This is a genomic window from Streptomyces sp. NPDC003300, from assembly GCF_040610915.1.
Taxonomy (GTDB): domain Bacteria; phylum Actinomycetota; class Actinomycetes; order Streptomycetales; family Streptomycetaceae; genus Actinacidiphila.
In genome coordinates this window covers 318,696-336,150 of the sequence record NZ_JBEXNE010000002.1, presented here as the reverse complement: position 1 = coordinate 336,150, position 17,455 = coordinate 318,696, and the positions used below count along the sequence as shown (strand labels likewise).

Annotated in this window: 15 protein-coding genes and 1 pseudogene; 12 read left to right on the top strand and 4 right to left on the bottom strand. The window is 72.9% G+C overall.

Annotated features, from left to right (window positions below; translation table 11 throughout):
* Positions 1-3 precede the first annotated feature (3 nt).
* Together ABZX65_RS04005 and ABZX65_RS04000 are read left to right on the top strand one after the other, a co-directional pair.
* A complete protein-coding gene (locus tag ABZX65_RS04005) occupies positions 4-558 on the top strand; it encodes a GNAT family N-acetyltransferase (RefSeq protein WP_355334254.1) in 555 nt (184 codons plus the stop codon).
* A 19-nt stretch (positions 559-577) separates the two neighbouring features.
* Positions 578-1,165 (top strand): helix-turn-helix domain-containing protein, encoded by a 588-nt coding sequence (locus ABZX65_RS04000; RefSeq protein ID WP_355334252.1) that lies wholly within the window; start codon positions 578-580, stop codon positions 1,163-1,165.
* 70 nt (positions 1,166-1,235) lie between these two features.
* On the opposite strand, the gene ABZX65_RS03995 is transcribed toward ABZX65_RS04000, so the two are convergent.
* Both ABZX65_RS03995 and ABZX65_RS03990 read right to left on the bottom strand, forming a co-directional pair.
* Positions 1,236-1,517 (bottom strand): Lrp/AsnC ligand binding domain-containing protein, encoded by a 282-nt coding sequence (locus ABZX65_RS03995; RefSeq protein ID WP_188281460.1) that lies wholly within the window; start codon positions 1,515-1,517, stop codon positions 1,236-1,238.
* Positions 1,514-2,293: a rhomboid family intramembrane serine protease gene (locus ABZX65_RS03990; RefSeq protein WP_355334249.1), complete on the bottom strand. Its 780-nt coding sequence runs from the start codon at positions 2,291-2,293 to the stop codon at positions 1,514-1,516. Before ABZX65_RS03990 ends, ABZX65_RS03995 begins: the two co-directional genes overlap by 4 nt.
* Before the next feature lie 137 nt (positions 2,294-2,430).
* Between ABZX65_RS03990 and ABZX65_RS03985 the strand changes: the two are divergent.
* From ABZX65_RS03985 to ABZX65_RS03960, 6 genes and pseudogenes are all read left to right on the top strand, one after another.
* Positions 2,431-2,661, top strand: a pseudogene (locus ABZX65_RS03985) (hypothetical protein); the annotation flags it as partial.
* Positions 2,662-2,837: 176 nt separating this feature from the next.
* Positions 2,838-4,490, top strand: a complete 1,653-nt coding sequence (locus ABZX65_RS03980) for an NYN domain-containing protein (protein WP_355334246.1) — start codon at positions 2,838-2,840, stop codon at positions 4,488-4,490.
* A 346-nt stretch (positions 4,491-4,836) separates the two neighbouring features.
* Positions 4,837-5,865, top strand: a complete 1,029-nt coding sequence (locus ABZX65_RS03975) for an NlpC/P60 family protein (RefSeq protein WP_355334244.1) — start codon at positions 4,837-4,839, stop codon at positions 5,863-5,865.
* A 224-nt stretch (positions 5,866-6,089) separates the two neighbouring features.
* On the top strand, positions 6,090-7,148 hold the full coding sequence (locus ABZX65_RS03970) for an NlpC/P60 family protein (protein ID WP_355334242.1): 1,059 nt from the start codon (positions 6,090-6,092) through the stop codon (positions 7,146-7,148).
* Between the two features lie 53 nt (positions 7,149-7,201).
* Positions 7,202-8,482: a hypothetical protein gene (locus ABZX65_RS03965; protein WP_355334239.1), complete on the top strand. Its 1,281-nt coding sequence runs from the start codon at positions 7,202-7,204 to the stop codon at positions 8,480-8,482.
* Positions 8,483-8,616: 134 nt separating this feature from the next.
* The gene (locus tag ABZX65_RS03960; RefSeq protein WP_355334236.1) at positions 8,617-9,750 is read left to right on the top strand and encodes a M48 family metalloprotease; all 1,134 of its coding nucleotides are present in this window, start codon (positions 8,617-8,619) and stop codon (positions 9,748-9,750) included.
* On the opposite strand, the gene ABZX65_RS03955 is transcribed toward ABZX65_RS03960, so the two are convergent.
* Positions 9,747-11,027 (bottom strand): glycosyltransferase family 87 protein, encoded by a 1,281-nt coding sequence (locus ABZX65_RS03955; protein WP_355334233.1) that lies wholly within the window; start codon positions 11,025-11,027, stop codon positions 9,747-9,749. The two genes, ABZX65_RS03960 and ABZX65_RS03955, sit on opposite strands and share 4 nt — an antisense overlap.
* A 100-nt stretch (positions 11,028-11,127) precedes the next feature.
* Here ABZX65_RS03955 and ABZX65_RS03950 point away from each other — a divergent pair, with 100 nt between their 5' ends.
* Both ABZX65_RS03950 and ABZX65_RS03945 read left to right on the top strand, forming a co-directional pair.
* Positions 11,128-12,258, top strand: a complete 1,131-nt coding sequence (locus tag ABZX65_RS03950; RefSeq protein WP_355334230.1) for a glycosyltransferase family 4 protein — start codon at positions 11,128-11,130, stop codon at positions 12,256-12,258.
* A gap of 119 nt (positions 12,259-12,377) precedes the next feature.
* Positions 12,378-14,006 carry a GMC oxidoreductase gene (locus tag ABZX65_RS03945; protein WP_355334228.1) on the top strand — a complete coding sequence of 543 codons (1,629 nt, stop codon included), beginning with the start codon at positions 12,378-12,380 and terminating at the stop codon, positions 14,004-14,006.
* A gap of 10 nt (positions 14,007-14,016) precedes the next feature.
* On the opposite strand, the gene ABZX65_RS03940 is transcribed toward ABZX65_RS03945, so the two are convergent.
* The gene (locus ABZX65_RS03940; protein WP_355334225.1) at positions 14,017-15,813 is read right to left on the bottom strand and encodes an AMP-dependent synthetase/ligase; all 1,797 of its coding nucleotides are present in this window, start codon (positions 15,811-15,813) and stop codon (positions 14,017-14,019) included.
* Between the two features lie 242 nt (positions 15,814-16,055).
* Between ABZX65_RS03940 and ABZX65_RS03935 the strand changes: the two genes are divergently transcribed.
* Together ABZX65_RS03935 and ABZX65_RS03930 are read left to right on the top strand one after the other, a co-directional pair.
* Positions 16,056-16,817 carry a metallophosphoesterase gene (locus tag ABZX65_RS03935; protein ID WP_355334223.1) on the top strand — a complete coding sequence of 254 codons (762 nt, stop codon included), beginning with the start codon at positions 16,056-16,058 and terminating at the stop codon, positions 16,815-16,817.
* Between the two features lie 109 nt (positions 16,818-16,926).
* Positions 16,927-17,451 carry an SRPBCC family protein gene (locus ABZX65_RS03930; protein WP_355334220.1) on the top strand — a complete coding sequence of 175 codons (525 nt, stop codon included), beginning with the start codon at positions 16,927-16,929 and terminating at the stop codon, positions 17,449-17,451.
* Positions 17,452-17,455 lie beyond the last annotated feature (4 nt).

Sequence of the window (17,455 nt, the reverse complement as noted above, 5' to 3'; positions counted from 1 at the left end):
GTTATGACAGTGGTCATAGAGGGTGCGGAGCGGCGGACGGCCGCTCCCGCCGACGGGATAGACCTGCTCAGGCCCGCCGACGCGGACGCGGTGGCCGCCCTCTTCGCGGCCTGCTCCCCGGAGACGGTCCGGCTGCGCTTCCTCGGCGGCGCGCGCGAGTTCCCCCGCGCCCACCTGGACCGTCTGCTGGCAGGACCGCCCGCGGCGCACGACGCCGTGGTCGCGTACCGCGGCGGCCGGGACCGCCTGGTGGGAATCGCGGGCTTCGCGGCGGACGACACCGCCGGGCCGGGAACCGGCGGCGAGCTGGGCGTGCTGGTGGTGGACGCCTGGCAGCGCCGGGGTGTCGGCACCGCCATGGTCGGCCTGCTGCTCGCCCGCGCGCGGGCCAGGGGTGTCGAGCACGTGACGGTGAACGTCCCGCACGGCAGGCGGGGCCTGCTCGCCGCGCTCGGCCGCCGCCTGGAACCGGTCCGCGCGTCGTACACCCCGGACGGTCTGACCGCCGTCTATAAGGTGGCCCGGACGACCCGGGCGGCGGGGGTCGGAACGCAGTAGCTCCGTGGAGGTGTCGACGATGGCCGGGTCAGAACGCGGACCGCGCGAGCGGATGGTCTTCAGCGCGGCCCAGCTCATCCGGCGCGAGGGCGTCGGCGCGACCGGCATGCGCGAGGTCGCCGCCCACGCGGGCGCCCCGCGCGGCTCGCTCCAGCACTACTTCCCCGACGGAAAGGAACAGCTCGTCAACGAGGCGGTCGTCTGGGCGGGGAACTACGCCGCCAAGCGCGTCGCCCGCTTCCTGGCCGCGCTGCCCGAGCCGACCCCCGGCGGGCTGTTCGCCGCGATGGTCGGCCAGTGGACGGACGAGTACGCGGCCGACGGCTTCGACGCCGGATGCCCGGTCGCCGCCGCCTCGGTGGACTGCGCGCGGACCACCGAGTCCACCCGGAAGGCGACCGCCGCCGCCTTCGCGGCCTGGACCGCGCCGGTGGCCGCGGCGCTGACCGGCATGGGCGTTCCCGAGGACCGGTCCGTACCGCTGGCGACCCTCATGATCAGCACCCTGGAGGGCGCGATCCTGATCGCCAGGGCGGAGCGCGACGTCCGCGCCCTCACCACCGCCGCACGGGAGTTGGGCCCGCTGCTGGACGCGGCCCGCGCGTGACCGCGTACCGGGAGCGCAGGACGAATCCGTAGGACGGACCCGTAGGCGGAATCCGTAGAGGGAATCAGCCTCAGGCGTCGAGGCCGATCGCGAACGCGGCCTCCAGGTCGTGCTGCGAGTACGTACGGAAGGCGACATGGGTGTCGGTGGCCTCGACGCCGGGGATCTTGGAGATCCGGCCCGGAATGATGTCGGCCAGGTCGTCGTGGCGGGCGACGCGGACCAGCGCGACGAGGTCGTACGTGCCGGTCACGGAGTAGACCTCGCTGACGTTGTCCAGCGCGGCGATGGCCTCGGCGATCTCCGGAATCCGGTCGACGGAAGTCTTGATGAGCACGATCGCGGTGATCACGGCTGGATGTCTCCTTGGGTCGACCCGACTACGACGCTCAGCTTACGACGCGGCCGGTAGCACACCCAGGCGCACAGGAACCCGAAGGCGAAGCCGACGACATGGGCGAGATACGCCACTCCCGGCCCGTTGTTGCCGGTCTGGGCGGCGAGCCACTGGAGGACGAACCAGAAGCCGAGCACCATCCACGCGGGGAAGCGCAGCGGGATGAAGAAGAGGAAGGGGAACAGGCTCGTCACCCGGGCCTTGGGATACAGATAGAGATACGCGCCCAGCGCCCCGGAGATCGCCCCGGACGCGCCGACCAGGCTCTGCGTCGACTCGGGGTTGGCGAGCGCGAAGCCGTACGTCGCCAGATAGCCCGCGACCAGGTAGAAGAGAGCGAAGCGCACCCGGCCCATCCGGTTCTCGACGTTGTCGCCGAAGACGTAGAGGAAGAGCATGTTGCCGATCAGGTGCAGCCAGCTCCCGTGCAGGAACATCGCCGTGAGCACCGACAGCAGCGGCGACTTCGCGTACGCGTGCGGGGCCGCGCAGCCCGCGGGCAGGTCGAGCCGGTCCATCGGGAGCCGGCCGTGGAACAGCTCACTGGGGATGACACCCCAGTGCGCGAAGTAGACGGCCTGCGCGCACTGGAGCTTGTCGCCCGTGCCGTAGGAGGGGTTGAAGCCGGACAGCGGTCCGAGGAGGAAGACCACGGTGCACAGGGCGATCAGCGCATACGTCACGACCGGCGTGCGGCGGACCGGGTTCTTGTCGTACACCGGGATGACCATGGACCGATGATGACGCAGCGGTCGTAACGGACATAGGCCGCCTCGCCGCAGCGCGTCGCGGGTCGGAGGCCGTAAGGTGACCCCGACGTACGCCCGTCAGCACTGATACGCCCGACCGAGGAAGAGGTGCAGGACCGATGCCGGTGCCCATGCCCACCGCCACCACCCGGTGGCGCTGCACGCAGTGCGGCAATCTGACCCGGTTCGACGTGACCCGCTCCACGCGGGTCGTGGAGTACGTCCATCTCGACCTCGGCGGCGAGCCGCGGATCGAGGAGACCGACGTGCTGACCGAGACGGTCGAGTCCGTGCGGTGCCGCTGGTGCAACGCCGCGGACCAGATCGAGCTGGTCGACCGGCCGGGCGCGGCCGTGGCCGAGGGAACGTCCGAGGGAACGGCCGGGGAAACGGACTCCGGCGCGGACGCGGAGACCGGTTCGGCGCGGGACTGAGCCTCCTTACGGGGACAATGGATGCAAGAGGCGGCGGCCGGAGGGATCGAAGGGGGCCGGGGAGGCGCCGTGTAACCGGACGGGAGTGACTGGTGGACGGTATCGGCGGCTTTCCGCGGGCCGAGGCGAGGGGGTCCGAGACGGATGCCGCCGACGGGCCGGGCGCCGACGCGTCCGGCGCCGCGGCGCAGGACCCCGACACACCGCGGGCCGACGACGAACCGGGCGCCGAAGTACCGCCCGGCCGTGACGGCGGCGGCACTCCCGACGGCTCTACCGGCAGCGTCTCCGGCAGCGCTCCCGACGGCAACGCTGCCCCCGGCGCCGACGCTCCCGGTGACCCCGCCAACACCGGTGATACCGCCGACCCCGCCGACCCCGGTGTCACTGCCGATGACGACGCCGCTCATGACGACGCCGCTCATGAACCGGCGCTCGACCGGCCGCTGCCCGAAGGCGTACGCCACCGCGTCGTCGCCATCGCCGCCGACGCCTTCGGCGGGTTCACCTTCGCCGAACTGCCGGTCTCGCTGCGGCCGTACGCCCGTTTCACCCCGTCCAGACGTGTGAAATACGCGGCCACCGCGCTGGCCACCGCGCTGGAGGGCGACCCGGCCTTCCGGCACAAGGTCGCGGGCAAACTGCGCGAGGCGCAGCCGGAGCTGACCGGGGCGCTGGACGCCGGCACCCCGCCGCCCGCCGCGGATCCGCTCGACGTGGCCGCCGCGGCCTATCTGCTGCGCCCCGCGGGCTGGGCCAAGCTTGTCACCACCGCGGGCGAGGAGGCCCAACGGGCGCACGCCGAGCGGGCCGACGAGGAGACGCTGCGCGAACTGGCCAAGCTCCGCGAGGAGGTCCAGGGCCTGCACACGCAGCTGCGCTCGGACGCCGTACGGGCCCGCGCCGAACTGGACGCCGTCCGCAAGGAGGGCGACTCGGTGCACCGCAAGCTGCGCAGCGCCCTCAGCGACGTCAAGCGCGCCGAGGCCGCCCAGCGCAAGATCCAGGCGGAACTGGACGAGGCGCGGGCCGCCGCCGCCCAGGACAAGGCCGCCGCGGAGAGCGAGGCACGGCGGCTGCGCACCCGGCTCGCCGAGGCCGAGGCGGCGGTCGAGTCGGGCCGCCGCGCCGCCCGTGAGGGCCGCAGCATCGAGGACGTACGGCTGCGCCTGCTGCTGGACACCGTCCTCGACGCGGCCTCGGGGCTCCGCCGTGAACTGGCGCTGCCGCCGCGCGACACCCTGGGCGTACGCCCCGCCGACACGGTGGACGCGGTCGCGCCCGGGGCCTTCAGCCCGCGTGACATCGCCACCCGCGCGCTGTCCGAGACCGACCCGGCGCTGCTCGACCAGTTGCTCGCGCTGCCGCAGGCGCACCTCGTCGTCGACGGCTACAACGTCACCAAGACCGGCTATCCGTCGATGCCGTTGGAGAAACAGCGGCTGCGGCTGCTCGGCGGGCTCGCGGCGCTGGCCGCGCAGAGCGGCGCCGAGGTCACCTGTGTCTTCGACGGCGCCGACCTGGACATGCCGGTGCTGCTCGCGCCGCCGCGCGGGGTGCGGGTGCTGTTCAGCAAGGCCGGTGAGACCGCTGACGAGTTGATCCGGCGGCTGGTGCGGGCGGAACCGCCCGGCCGGCAGATCGTGGTGGTCTCCGCGGACCGCGAAGTCGCCGACGGGGTGGCCAAGGCGGGCGCCCGCCCGGTCGCCTCCGTCCTGCTGCTGAAACGTCTCGCACGCGTCTGAACCGCGCCTGCCGCTCGCGCCGCCCGCGCCTCCGGCCTCCCGGCTCCCGGTCGCCGCACCGCCGCAGCACCGAACCACCGAACACATCACTATTCGTTCGAGTATTCGGTTCGCGAACGCGCCATCGTCGACGGAGCGTTGATCCACCCTCACTGCGCGTACGAAGGTCGTAAAGAATGTGCGAACCGGTCGAGATTTTGCCAACAAGGATTTGAACCGATCACAGATAGGTCACTAAGGTCGGGCGTCGAACCTCCGCGCAGTCGATCATCCAATCCGGATGGCGCGCCGGGGGCCGCCCGCCAGTCAACCGGTAGGCGGCTGAAGGAAGAAGGAGCTCGCCTTCGTGGCGTCCCACCGTCGTCCCAAGCCGGCAAGCCGCACGCGCGTGACCGTGCTGACCGCCACCGCCGCAGCCGCGGTGGCCCTCACCTCCCAGGCGGCCCAGGCCGCCCCCGCCAAGCCGACCGTCAAGGACGCCAAGGCGAAGGTGGACGCGCTGTACGAGCAGGCTGAGCAGGCCTCAGAGAAGTACGACGGGGCCAACGAGAAGCTGCACACCCTCCAGAAGGAGGCGGGCACTCTCCAGGACCAGGTGGCCAGGCAGCAGCAGCACCTGAACCAGCTCAGGGACGGCCTCGGCGCCATCGCCGCGTCCCAGTACCGCAGCGGTGGCATCGACCCGTCGCTCCAGCTCTTCCTGTCGTCCAACCCGGACAACTACCTGGACCAGGCGACCACGCTCAACCAGCTCACGTCGATCCAGACCGACTCGCTGCACCAACTCCAGGACGCCAAGCGGACCCTGGACCAGCAGCGCGCCGAGGCGACCGCCAAGCTGACCGAGCTCCAGACCACCCGCACCGAGCTGGCCAAGCGCAAGGCCGAGGCGAAGGACAAGCTGGCCCAGGCCCAGCAGATCCTCAACTCGCTGACGGCCGCGCAGCGCGCGTCCATCGCCGCCGCCGACGCCCGCGCCAACCGCTCCACCACCCGCGTGGACCTCGGCGACGCGAAGCCCGCCTCGCAGCGCGCCGCCGCCGCCTTCTCCGCCGCGCAGTCCAGGGTCGGCCTGCCGTACGTGTACGGCGCCTCGGGCCCCAGCTCCTTCGACTGCTCCGGCCTCACCTCGTGGGCGTACAACCAGGCCGGCGTGACGATACCGCGCACCTCGCAGGCCCAGGCGAACGCCGGGACCCGGATCTACTCCACCTCCCAGCTCGCCGTCGGCGACCTCGTCATCTTCTACGGCGACTACCACCACGTCGGCCTCTACGCGGGCAACGGCATGGTGCTGCACGCGCCGAAGCCGGGCGCCTCGGTGCGCTACGAGTCGATCGGCAACATGCCGTTCCAGTTCGGCGTCCGCATCTGACGCCTTCCGGCGTCGTTCCTCACCGATCTCACGGGTCCGCGGGAGTCTCCCGCGGACCCCGGTGCGTTCATACGGCGTTCGGACTCCTACGGCGTTCGGGTGATGAACAAGTGCCCGGTGCCGCCCGGTGCGGGTGTGTGACCTGGGCGGGAGGCGCGGCGCGGCGATGCGGGGGCCGCGCCTTCTTTGAACTCTCCGCGTCGCGCTGACTACTGTCAGCTTCCGTGGCTTCCCATCGACGCTCCCCACAGCCGGGCTTCGCCGCCCGCACCACCCGGGTCACCGTGCTGTCCGCGGCCGCCGCGGCCACCGCGGCGCTGTCCGGCGGTGCGGCGCAGGTCGCCTCGGCCGATCCCGGCGGGGGCGCACCCGACACGGCGTCCCGGCTCGACCGGCTCTACCAGCAGGCCGAGCAGGCCACCGAGAAGTACAACGCGGCGCAGGAGCACGCCAAGCGGCTCCGCGCCGACCTGACCACCCTCCAGGACCGGGCCGCCGAAGGGCAGCAGCGGGTCAACGACATGCGGCAGGAGCTGGGTTCGCTCGCCTCCGAGCAGTACCGCAGCGGCGGCATCGACCCCTCGCTCGCCCTGATGATGTCCTCGGACCCCGACCAGTACCTGGACCGGGCCACCACCTTGGACCGGCTCAGCGCCCAGCAGGCCGGGCGGCTGCGCCAACTCCAGGAGGCCGAGCGGCTGTTGCTCCAGCAGCGCTCCCAGGCCGCGGGCAAGCTCGCCGAACTGGACAAGGCCGGGGCGGTGCTCCAGGACCGCAAGCGGTCGGTGCAGCGGGCGCTCGCCGAGGCCCAGCGGCTGCTCAACGCGATGCCCGCCGCCCAGCGCGCCGGATACCGGCCCGGCATGGACGCCGGGCGCGCCTCCCGCGACCGTACGACCGCCGACCTGCCGGCCATCCCGAATCTGCCCGCCGCCTCGGGGCGCGGCGCGATGGCCGTGGCCGCCGCCCGCCAGATGGTCGGCGCCCCTTACGTCTGGGGCGCCACCGGGCCCAACTCCTTCGACTGCTCGGGCCTGATGCAGTACTCGTACGCACGGGCCGGGGTCGCGCTGCCGCGCACCTCGCAGGAGCAGATGAACGCCGGGCAGCGGGTGCCGCTGGACCAGGCGCGGCCCGGCGATCTGGTGATCTACCGCGGCGACGCCAGCCATGTCGCGATGTACGTCGGCGGCGGCCAGGTCATCCACGCCCCCTACCCCGGCGCCAGGGTCCGCTACGACCCGGTCGGCATGATGCCGATCACGGCCGTGACCCGGCCGTAAGGGCGCGGCGCCCCGGCCGTGGGGGGCGTCCTCGGGGCCGTACGATCGGGCCCATGGCCGTGGCGCCCCTCCGACGTACGCCGACCGCTTCCCGTGTCCGGGCGGCGGCGCTCGGCCTGTCCCTGGCACTGCTGGCGGCGCTCGTCGCCGGGTGCGGCGGGACCGCCTCGGGCGGGCGGCCCACGGCGGACGCCACCGACGCCGGGATCCGGCAGGCGCTCGACCGGCGGGCCGCCGCGGTGCTGCACCACGACCGGGCGGCCTTCCTCGCCGGGATCGACCCGCGGGCGACGCGCTTCCTCGACCGGCAGAAGGCGATGTTCACCGACATCGCGGACGTGCCGCTGGCCGACTGGTCCTACCGGCTGGTGCGGACCGGCGCGTTCGGCCTGCCGCCGACCGCCGACGGCACGGTACGGGCCGCGGCCGAGGTCCAACTGCGCTACCGGCTCAGCGGATTCGACGCGGCGCCGGTCGCCGCGACCGACTACCTGACGCTGTCCCGGCGGGGCGGGAGCTGGTACGTGGCCGGGGACGACGACGGCGCCGCGTCCGGGCACCGCGGCGCCGTACAGCTGTGGGACCAGGGCCGGGTGACGGTGGTGCGCGGCACGGACAGCCTGGTGCTCGGGCTCGGCGACGCCGCCGGGCTGCGCGGCTACGCCGAGGACGTGGACCGGGCGGTGCCGCAGGTCCGGCGGACCTGGGGCGGCGCCGGGTGGTCGGGCACGGTGGTGGTCGAGGTGCCGCGCACGCTGGACCAGATGGCCGCGCTGGCCGCCGCGGACCCGGCCGATTACCGCAACATCGCCGCCGTCACCACGGGGGAGGGCGGCGGCAGCGCGCGGGTCGGCTCCGACCGGGTGATCATCAACCCCGAGGCGTTCAGCGGGCTCTCCGCCTTCGGCCGGCAGACCGTGCTCACCCACGAGACCACGCATGTCGCCACCCGCGCGTGGACCACCGCCCGCACCCCGCTGTGGCTCTCCGAGGGCGCCGCCGACTGGACCGCCTACCGTACGGCGGGCCGTACCGCCCGCGAGCTCGCCCCGGAACTGGCCGCCGCCGTCGCCGCGGGCCGCGTCCCCGCCGCGCTGCCCGCCGACGCCGACTTCCACTCCGCCGACGCCGACACCCTCTCCCGCGCCTACGAGGGCGGCTGGCTCGCCTGCCGCCTGATCGCCGACCAGTGGTCCCCGGACGCGCTCGTCGCCTTCTACCGCGCCGTCGCCTCCGGCGGCACCGTCGACTCCCACCTGCGCACCACTCTCGGCACCACCCTCCCCGCCTTCACCGCCCGCTGGCGCGCCTACCTCCACCAGGAGCTGCCATGACCCGTGACCCCGCCGCGGAACCCCCGGCCCACCGGCCCCCGCCTCCGTCGAACGCCGCCCCAGGACGCCCCCCGCACACCCCGCCGCCAACAGGATCTTCGCCCTCGGCGGATGCCGGGGCTTCGGCTGCGGGGGTGGGGGACTTCAGTGCGGAGGAGGTCGGGCGGGCGCGGGCTTTGCGGCGGGGGGTGTGGCCGGTCGCGCTCGGCGGGCGGGTGGCAGCGCTGGGGCTGATGCTGGGGCTGGGGCTGACGGCCGGGGGAGCGGGGCTGGTCGCGGCGTTCGGCGGCGGGACGTGGAGCGGCCGGGTGGCGGGCGCGGCGGTGTCCCTGGTGCTGCTGCCCGAGGTGCTGGGGCTGCCCTTCGCGGCGCGCGGGCGCGTGGTCCGCCGCCGGTTCGGCCTGGTGACGCAGGGCTGGGGCGGGTGGTGGGCGGACGTGCTGCGCGGCCTGCTGATCTCGCTGCCGCTGACCTTCGGCGCGCTCTTCGCCGTCTACGCCCTCGCCGGGGCGACCGGCCACTGGTGGGTGTGGGCCGCGCTCGGCGCCGCCGCGCTGACCGTCCTGATGTCCTGGGCGGCGCCCATGATCTTCGAGCCGCTGTTCAACCGCTTCACACCGATGGAGCCGGGCCCCCTCAGGGACGCCCTGCTGGCGCTCGCCGCCCGCGACGGCGTCACCGTCGAGGATGTGCTGGTCGCCGACGCCTCGCGCCGTACGACCGCGCTCAACGCGTACGTGTCCGGCTTCGGCCGCACCCGCCGCATCGTCGTCTACGACACCCTGCTGACCACGGCGCAGCCGCGCGAGGTGGAACTGGTGGTCGCCCATGAACTCGGCCACGTCGTGCACCGGGACGTGCCGCGCGGCACCGCGCTCGGCGCGCTGGGCGCGGCCGTCGGCGTGTGCGTCCTGGCCGCCGTGGTGACCTGGCGGCCCCTGCTCGACCTCGCGGGCGCCGACGACTTCGCGGACCCGCGCTCCGCCTGGCTGCTGGCGGCCGTCGCCACTGTCGGCGGCGCCGTCGCCGGGCCGCTGGGCTGCGCGGTGAGCCGCGGGGTCGAGCGGCGCGCCGACCGGCACGCCCTCGAACTGACCGCGGACCCGGCCGAGTTCATCGCGATGCAGCGCCGCCTGACGGTCGCGAACATCGGCGACCCCGACCCGCCGCGCGCCCTGCACCTGATGTTCGGCACCCACCCCACCCCCGCCGAACGCATCGCCGCCGCCCGCGCCTGGCGCCCGGCCGCCCCGCAGGACACGTTCTAGCCCTTGTCGTGCACCCCGACCCGCTCGGCTCGGGTCAGCACCGCGGCCGGGGCGTCGGCGGGCTCCCCCTCGACCGCGCCGCGCGCCGCGCGGCGCGGCACGGTGGCCGCCCACAGCCGACGGCAGGCGCTCAGGGACGCCAGGACGAGCAGGCCGTTACGGGTGACGATCAGCGCCACGCCCAGCTTGTCGCTGTGGGCGATGTCCTCGAAGAAGATCGGGAACTCCAGCGTGGTGAAGAGCGTCGCGCCCAGCATCAGCGCGACCGGCCGCCGTACCACCGACTCCCGCAGCGTCATGCAGACCGCGCCGATGCCGACCAGCCACACCATGTACTGCGGGCTGATCACCCGGCTGGTGGTGGTGAAGACCAGCACCGCGGTGAAGGCCGCGTCGAAGGGCGTGGCGACCGAGTACGAGCGGGCCCGCACCCGCCACAGCAGCAGCCAGGCGAAGGCCAGCAGGGACAGCGCCATCGCCGCGGTGCTCACCAGGTGCACATGCGGGCCGATGAACTCGACCGACCCGTAGTGCATCCGCGCGGTGCCGTGCCAGCCGAAGTGCCGGGCGATGTGGAAGACGGTGGCCCCCAGCGACTCGACCTCGGTGCCGCGGTCGCGCTGGAAGGTGAGGAAGGACAGCGAGCCCGGCATGGCCAGGTGGAAGGCGAGCGCGATCACCGCCATCGTCACCGCCGCCGAGATCCACGACCGCCGGGTGGTACGGCCGCGGGGCGTCCCGATGAGCAGCAGCAGCGGCCACACCTTGAGCATGGCGCCCACCCCGGCCAGCACCCCGCCCGCCTTCGGGCGGCGCGGCAGCAGGAGCAGCCCCGCCACGGCGACGGCGGTGACCATCACGTCGTAGCGGGCGTAGATGATCGGGCCGAGCAGCGCGCCGCCGCCGACCCAGACCCACACCCCGGCCATCCGGCCGCCGCGCCTGACCCGCGAGTCGCGCAGCAGCACAGCCAGGATCACCGCGTCCGCGAGGAAGGCCAGCCAGAAGAAGGCGGCGGTGTAGCTGAGGAAGGGCAGCAGGCCGGGCGCGAGGATCACCAGCGCGGCCCCCGGCGGGTACTGCCAGGTCACGTCGTGCAGCGGGAAGCTGCCCGTGCTCAGTACCCCGTACCAGCGGTGGTAGACGGACGAGACATCGTGGGCGATGTACTGGCCGGGAAAGTGGACGACCTCGAACACGAACAACAAGAACGCGGCTCGGGTGACGACCCAGGTGAGCACGGCCCAGCCCCGACCGCTGATATGTGTGTTTGTCACGATACGCATCATGCGGTGAGCGGCGGCCCGGTCGCGGGACGGACGCGGCCGGTGGCGGCCAGCCGGGTGAACACCGCGTGAGCGGGTACTGTCGGCGGCGATGGACAAGACCCTGATCGTGACCAACGACTTCCCGCCCCGGCCCGGCGGCATCCAGTCCTTCGTGCACAGCATGGCGCTGCGGATGGACCCGGGACAGGTCGTCGTCTACACCTCCACCTGGAAGGACGGCGCCGAGGTCGCCCGCTTCGACGCGGAGCAGCCCTTCCCCGTGGTCCGCGACCGCACCTCGATGCTGCTGCCCACCCGCAGGGTCACCCGGCGCGCCGCCGACCTGCTGCGGGAACACGGCTGCTCCTCCGTCTGGTTCGGCGCCGCCGCCCCGCTCGGCCTGATGGCGCCCGCGCTGCGCAAGGCCGGGGCGCGGCGGCTGGTCGGCACCACGCACGGGCACGAGGCGGGCTGGGCGCAGCTCCCCGCCAGCCGCTCGCTGCTGCGCCGGATCGGCGAGGGCACCGACACCCTCACCTACCTCGGCGAGTACACCCGCTCCCGGATCGCCGCCGCGCTGACCCCGGCCGCCGCCGCCCGGATGGTCCAACTGCCGCCGGGCGTCGACGAGAAGACCTTCCACCCCGGCTCGGGCGGCGCGGTGGTACGGGCCAGGCTCGGCCTCGCCGACCGCCCGGTGGTGGTGTGCGTATCGCGGCTGGTGCCGCGCAAGGGCCAGGACACGCTGATCCAGGCCATGCCCCGGATTCTGCACGAGGTGCCGGACACCGCGCTGCTGATCGTCGGCGGCGGACCGTACCGGGGGGACCTGGAGAAGCTGGCGGAGCGGACCGGCGTCGGCCACGCGGTGCGCTTCACCGGGCCCGTGCCGTGGGAGGAGCTGCCCGCCCACTACGGCGCCGGTGACGTCTTCGCGATGCCGTGCAGGACCCGGCGCGGCGGCCTGGACGTCGAAGGGCTCGGCATCGTCTACCTGGAGGCGTCCGCGACCGGGCTGCCGGTGATCGCGGGCGACTCCGGCGGCGCGCCCGACGCGGTCCTGGACGGCGAGACCGGCTGGGTGGTCGCGGGCGGCTCGCCCGCGCAGTGCGCCGACCGCGTCCTGACCCTGCTGCGCGACCCCGAACTGCGCGCCCGGATGGGCGAGCGCGGCCGTCGCTGGGTCGAGGACGCCTGGCGCTGGGACCTGCTGGCGCAGCGGCTCACGTCCCTGCTGTAACCCGATGGGCGCGGTCACGGCCGCCGTCCCGGCGCCGTCGTCGTACGAGAACCGGCCGCCGTAAAAGACCATGCGTCATGGGCATGGAGGGTTCACGCGGACCCGCCCATCATGCGCGCATGACATCAGACCTGACGCGCCGTCACTTTCTGGGACTCGGCGCCCTCCAGACCGCAGCAGCACTCGGCCTCACCCGTATCGCGCTCTCCGCGACCCCCGCGCAGGCGGAGCCCGCCGCCACCACCTTCAGCCCCGCGATCGTGATCGGCTCCGGCTACGGCGGCGCCGTCGCCGCCCTCCGGCTCGGCCAGCGCGGTGTCACCACGACCGTCCTGGAGATGGGACGGCTGTGGGACACCCCCGCCGCCGACGGCAAGATCTTCTGCAACACCAGCTCGCCCGACCAGCGGTCGATGTGGTTCCGCAGCCGCACCGAGGCGCCGCTGGCGACCTTCCTCTGGCTCGACCTCGTCAACAAGGACATCACCCCCTACCCCGGCGTCCTGGACCGCGTGCACTACGGCGACATGTCCGTCTACGTCGGCCGCGGCGTCGGCGGCGGCTCCCTGGTCAACGGCGGCATGGCCGTCACCCCGTCCCGCGCGTACTTCGAGGAAGTCCTCCCGCAGGTCGACTCCACCGCGATGTACTCCACGTACTTCCCGCGCGCCACCAGCATGCTCGGCGTCAACACCGTCGACCCCGCCTGGTTCGAGTCCACCGAGTGGTACCAGTTCGCCCGCGTCTCCCGCGACCAGGCCCACAGCGCCGGCCTCAGCACCACCTTCGTGCCGAACGTGTACGACTTCTCGTACATGAAGGCCGAGGCCGCGGGCACCGCCACCAAGTCCGCGCTGGACCAGGAGGTCATCTACGGCAACAACCACGGCAAGCGCAGCGTCGACAAGACCTATCTGGCCTCGGCGCTCGGCACCGGACACGTCACCATAGAGACCCTCAGCCGGGTCAGAGCCGTGAGAAGAGCGGCCGACGGCACGTACGTCCTCACCGTCGACCGGATCGACCTGACCGGCGCGGTCGTGGAGACCCGCGAGGTCGGCTGTCGCTACCTCTTCCTCGCCGCGGGCAGCCTCGGCTCCACCGAGATCCTGGTCAGGGCCCGCGAGACCGGCACCCTCCCGCGGCTCAACGCGAGCGTGGGCACCGCCTGGGGCGGCAACGGCAACATCATGCTCGCCCGCGCCAACTACCTGTGGAATCCCACCGGGGCGCACCAGTCCACCATCCCCGTCATGGGCATCGACGACTGGTCCAACGCGAGCAACCCGGTCTTCGCCGAGATCGCCCCGCTCCCGATCGGCTTCGAGACCTGGATCAGCCTCTACCTGGCCATCACCAAGAACCCCGAACGCGGCACCTTCTCCTACGACGCCGCCACCGACTCCGCCCGGCTGAACTGGACGCTCGCCCAGAACCAGCCCTCGGTCAAGGCCGCCAAGACCCTCTTCGACCGGATCAACCGCAAGCAGGGCACGATCTACCGCTACGACCTCTTCGGCGGCAACAAAGCCTTCGCCGACGACTTCTGCTACCACCCGCTGGGCGGCCTGCCGCTCGGCCGCGCCACCGACGCGTACGGCCGTGTCAGCGGCTACGACCACCTCTACGTCACCGACAGCTCCCTGATCCCCGGCTCCATCGGCGTCAACCCGTTCGTGACGATCACCGCGCTCGCGGAGCGGCTCATGGACAGCGCCCTCGCCGAAATCAGCCCGTCCGGCGTTTGAGGACAGAACCTCAGCGCTGGTAAAGGGCCTCGATCTCCGCCGCGAAGTCCGTCAGGACGACATTCCGCTTCAGCTTCAGCGACGGCGTGACGTGGCCGGACTCCTCCGTGAACTGGGTCGGCAGAATACGGAACTTCCGCACCGACTCGGCCTTGGAGACGGCCGCGTTGCCCTCGTCCACCGCGCGCTGCACGGCCGCCAGCAGCTCCGGGTCGGCCGCCAGCTCGGCGACGCCCGCGCCCGCCTTGCCGTGCTGCTCGGCCCAGTGCGGCAGGAACTCCTCGTCCAGGGTGATCAGCGCCGCCACGAACGGGCGCCCGTCACCGACCACCATGCACTCGGCGACCAGCGCGTCCGCCCTGATCCGGTCCTCGATCACCGCGGGCGCGACGTTCTTGCCGCCCGCCGTCACGATGATCTCCTTCTTCCGGCCGGTGATCGACAGATAGCCGTCCTCGTCGAGCGAGCCCAGGTCACCGGTGTGGAACCAGCCGTCGGAGACCGCCTCCGCGGTCGCCGCCTCGTTGTTCCAGTACCCGGTGAACAGGTGCTCGCCGTGCAGCAGCACCTCGCCGTCGTCCGCGATCCGCACGGTCGACCCGGGCAGCGGCTGGCCGACCGAACCGATCTTCGTACGGTCCCAGGGGTTGAAGGCCGTGGCCGCGCAGGACTCGGTGAGGCCGTAGCCCTCCAGCACCGTGAAGCCGATACCGCGGTAGAAGTGGCCGAGGCGCTCGCCCAGCGGCGCGCCGCCGGAGATCGCGTGGGTGGCCCGGCCGCCGAGGACCGCGCGGAGCTTGGCGTAGACGAGCCGGTCGAAGACCTTGTGCGTGAACCGCAGCTTCAGCGACGGGCCCGCCGTGGTGTCCAGCGCCCGGCTGTACTCGATCGCGGTGGCCGCCGCGCGGTCGAAGATCTTGCCCTTGCCGCCCGCCTCCGCCGTGGCCCGCGCGGTGTTGTAGACCTTCTCGAAGACCCGCGGCACCCCCAGCACCATCGTCGGCCGGAACGAGCCGAGGTCGTCGGTGAGGTTCTTCACGTCCGGCACATGGCCGAGCCTGATCGGCGCCATCACGGCCGCCACCTCGACCAGCCGCCCGAAGACGTGGGCCAGCGGCAGGAAGAGCAGCACCGAGGAGTCCCCGGTACGGAACAGCGGGCTCAGCCGCTCCACCACGTTGCCGCACTCCGCGAAGAAGCTGCGGTGGCTCAGCACACAGCCCTTGGGGCGGCCCGTGGTGCCCGAGGTGTAGACGACGGTCGCGGGGGAGTCGGCGCCCGCGCTCGCGCTGCGCTCGTCCACCACCGCGTCGGAGATGTCGGTACCCGCCGCGTTCAGCGCGTCCACCGCGCCGGTGTCGATCCGCCACAGGTGCTTGAGCCGCGGCAGCCGCTCCCGTACGGACTCCACCGCGCTCTCGTGCGGCTCGGACTCCACGACCGCCGCGACCGCGCCCGAGTCGCTGAGGATCCACTCGATCTGGGACGCCGACGACGTCTCGTAGACCGGCACGGTGACCGCGCCCGCGCTCCAGATCGCGAAGTCCAGCAGCGTCCACTCGTACCGCGTCCTGGACATCACGGCCACCCGGTCGCCCGGCTGCACGCCCGAGGCGATCAGACCCTTGGCGGCGGCGCGCACCTCGGCGAGGAAACCCGTCGCGCTGACGTCCTGCCACCGGCCCGCGGAGTCCTTGCGGGCGACGACGGCGGTGTCCGGATGCTGAGCGGCGTTGCGGCGGATCAGATCCGTCAGATTGGCGTCCGCGGGGACCTCGTACAGGGCCGGAAGACTGAACTCACGCAAGGCGGCTGCTCCTCATCGGTGCCACGGCGCACCCGGAGGGAAGATGTGGACGGCGTGGACGTTACCCATCGGTAAAGCTCTGGCGATAGGGGGGCCGTACAGATGTTCTCAGCGTCACACACACATCACACGCGCTTCACACACCGGGGCGGAGCGGCTGGGTTCCTGCCCGGAAGAGTAGTCCAGCGCCCGGCCGGGCCGCCGCTGACCCGCTAGGGTCTGTCCGGCTATAAAGTGTCCGCATGCGGGTCCATGTGGTGAGTGACGTCCATGGCGCTGCCGAGGCCCTGAGCCGGGCCGGGGACGGCGCGGACGCGCTGGTCTGCCTGGGCGACCTGGTCCTCTTCCTCGACTACGCCGACCACTCCCGCGGCATCTTCCCCGACCTCTTCGGCGTCGCCAACGCCGACCGGATGGTCGAGCTGCGCACCGCCCGCCGCTTCGACGAGGCCAGGGTCCTGGACCAGGAGCTGTGGGCCGGGACCGACCGGCGCACCGCCATCGAGTCCGCGGTACGCAAGCAGTACGCGGAGCTGTTCGCCGCCTTCCCCGCCCCGACGTACGCCACCTACGGCAACGTCGACATCCCGGCCCTCTGGCCGGAGTACGCGGGCCCCGGCACCACCGTCCTGGACGGCGCGACCGCCGAGATCGGCGGCCGGGTCTTCGGCTTCGTCGGCGGCGGCCTGCGCACCCCGATGCGCACCCCGTACGAAATCTCCGAGGAGGAGTACGCGGCCAAGGTCGCCGCCCTCGGCCCGGTCGACGTGCTCTGCTCCCACATCCCGCCCGCGATCCCGGAACTCTGCTACGACACCGCCGCCCGGCGCTTCGAGCGCGGCAGCCAGGCGCTGCTGGAGGCGATCCACACCGTCCGGCCCAAATTCGCGCTCTTCGGCCACGTCCACCAGCCGCTGGTGCCGCGCACCCGGATCGGCCGCACCGAATGCGTCAACGTCGGGCATTTCAACCACACCCGCCGGCCGTGGGTCCTGGAGTGGTGACCGCGCCGCCGGACGCGACCGGCGGCGCCCGCAGCGGTGACGGCCGCCCCACCTGCACGCGGTAGCCTTCAGCAGCAATGGCATGCGATGTCCCGGAGGGGCTACGGCGATGGCGGAACACACGAAGTCGAGCATCACGATCGAGGCGGCTCCGGCCGCCGTCATGGGCGTCATCGCCGACTTCGGCCGCTACCCGGAGTGGACGGGAGAGGTCAAGGAGGCGGAAGTCCTCGCCACCGACGCCGAAGGCCGCGCCGAGCAGGTCCGGCTGGTGCTCGACGCCGGGGCGATCAAGGACGACCACACCCTGGCGTACACCTGGATCAGCGCCACCGAGGTGCGCTGGTCGCTGGTCAAGTCCCAGATGCTGCGCACCCTCGACGGCTCCTACGCCCTCGCGCCGCGCGACGGCGGCACGCGCACCGAGGTGACGTACCAGCTCACCGTGGACGTCAAGATCCCCATGCTCGGCATGATCAAGCGCAAGGCGGAGAAGGTCATCATCGACCGGGCGCTCGCGGGCCTGAAGAAGCGCGTCGAGTCCGGGAGCGGTGAGGGCGGGGACGCGGCCGGCACGCCGGACTCCGCCGACGCCGCGGCCGACTCCGCCGCCAAGCCCGACGACCCGGCCTGACCCG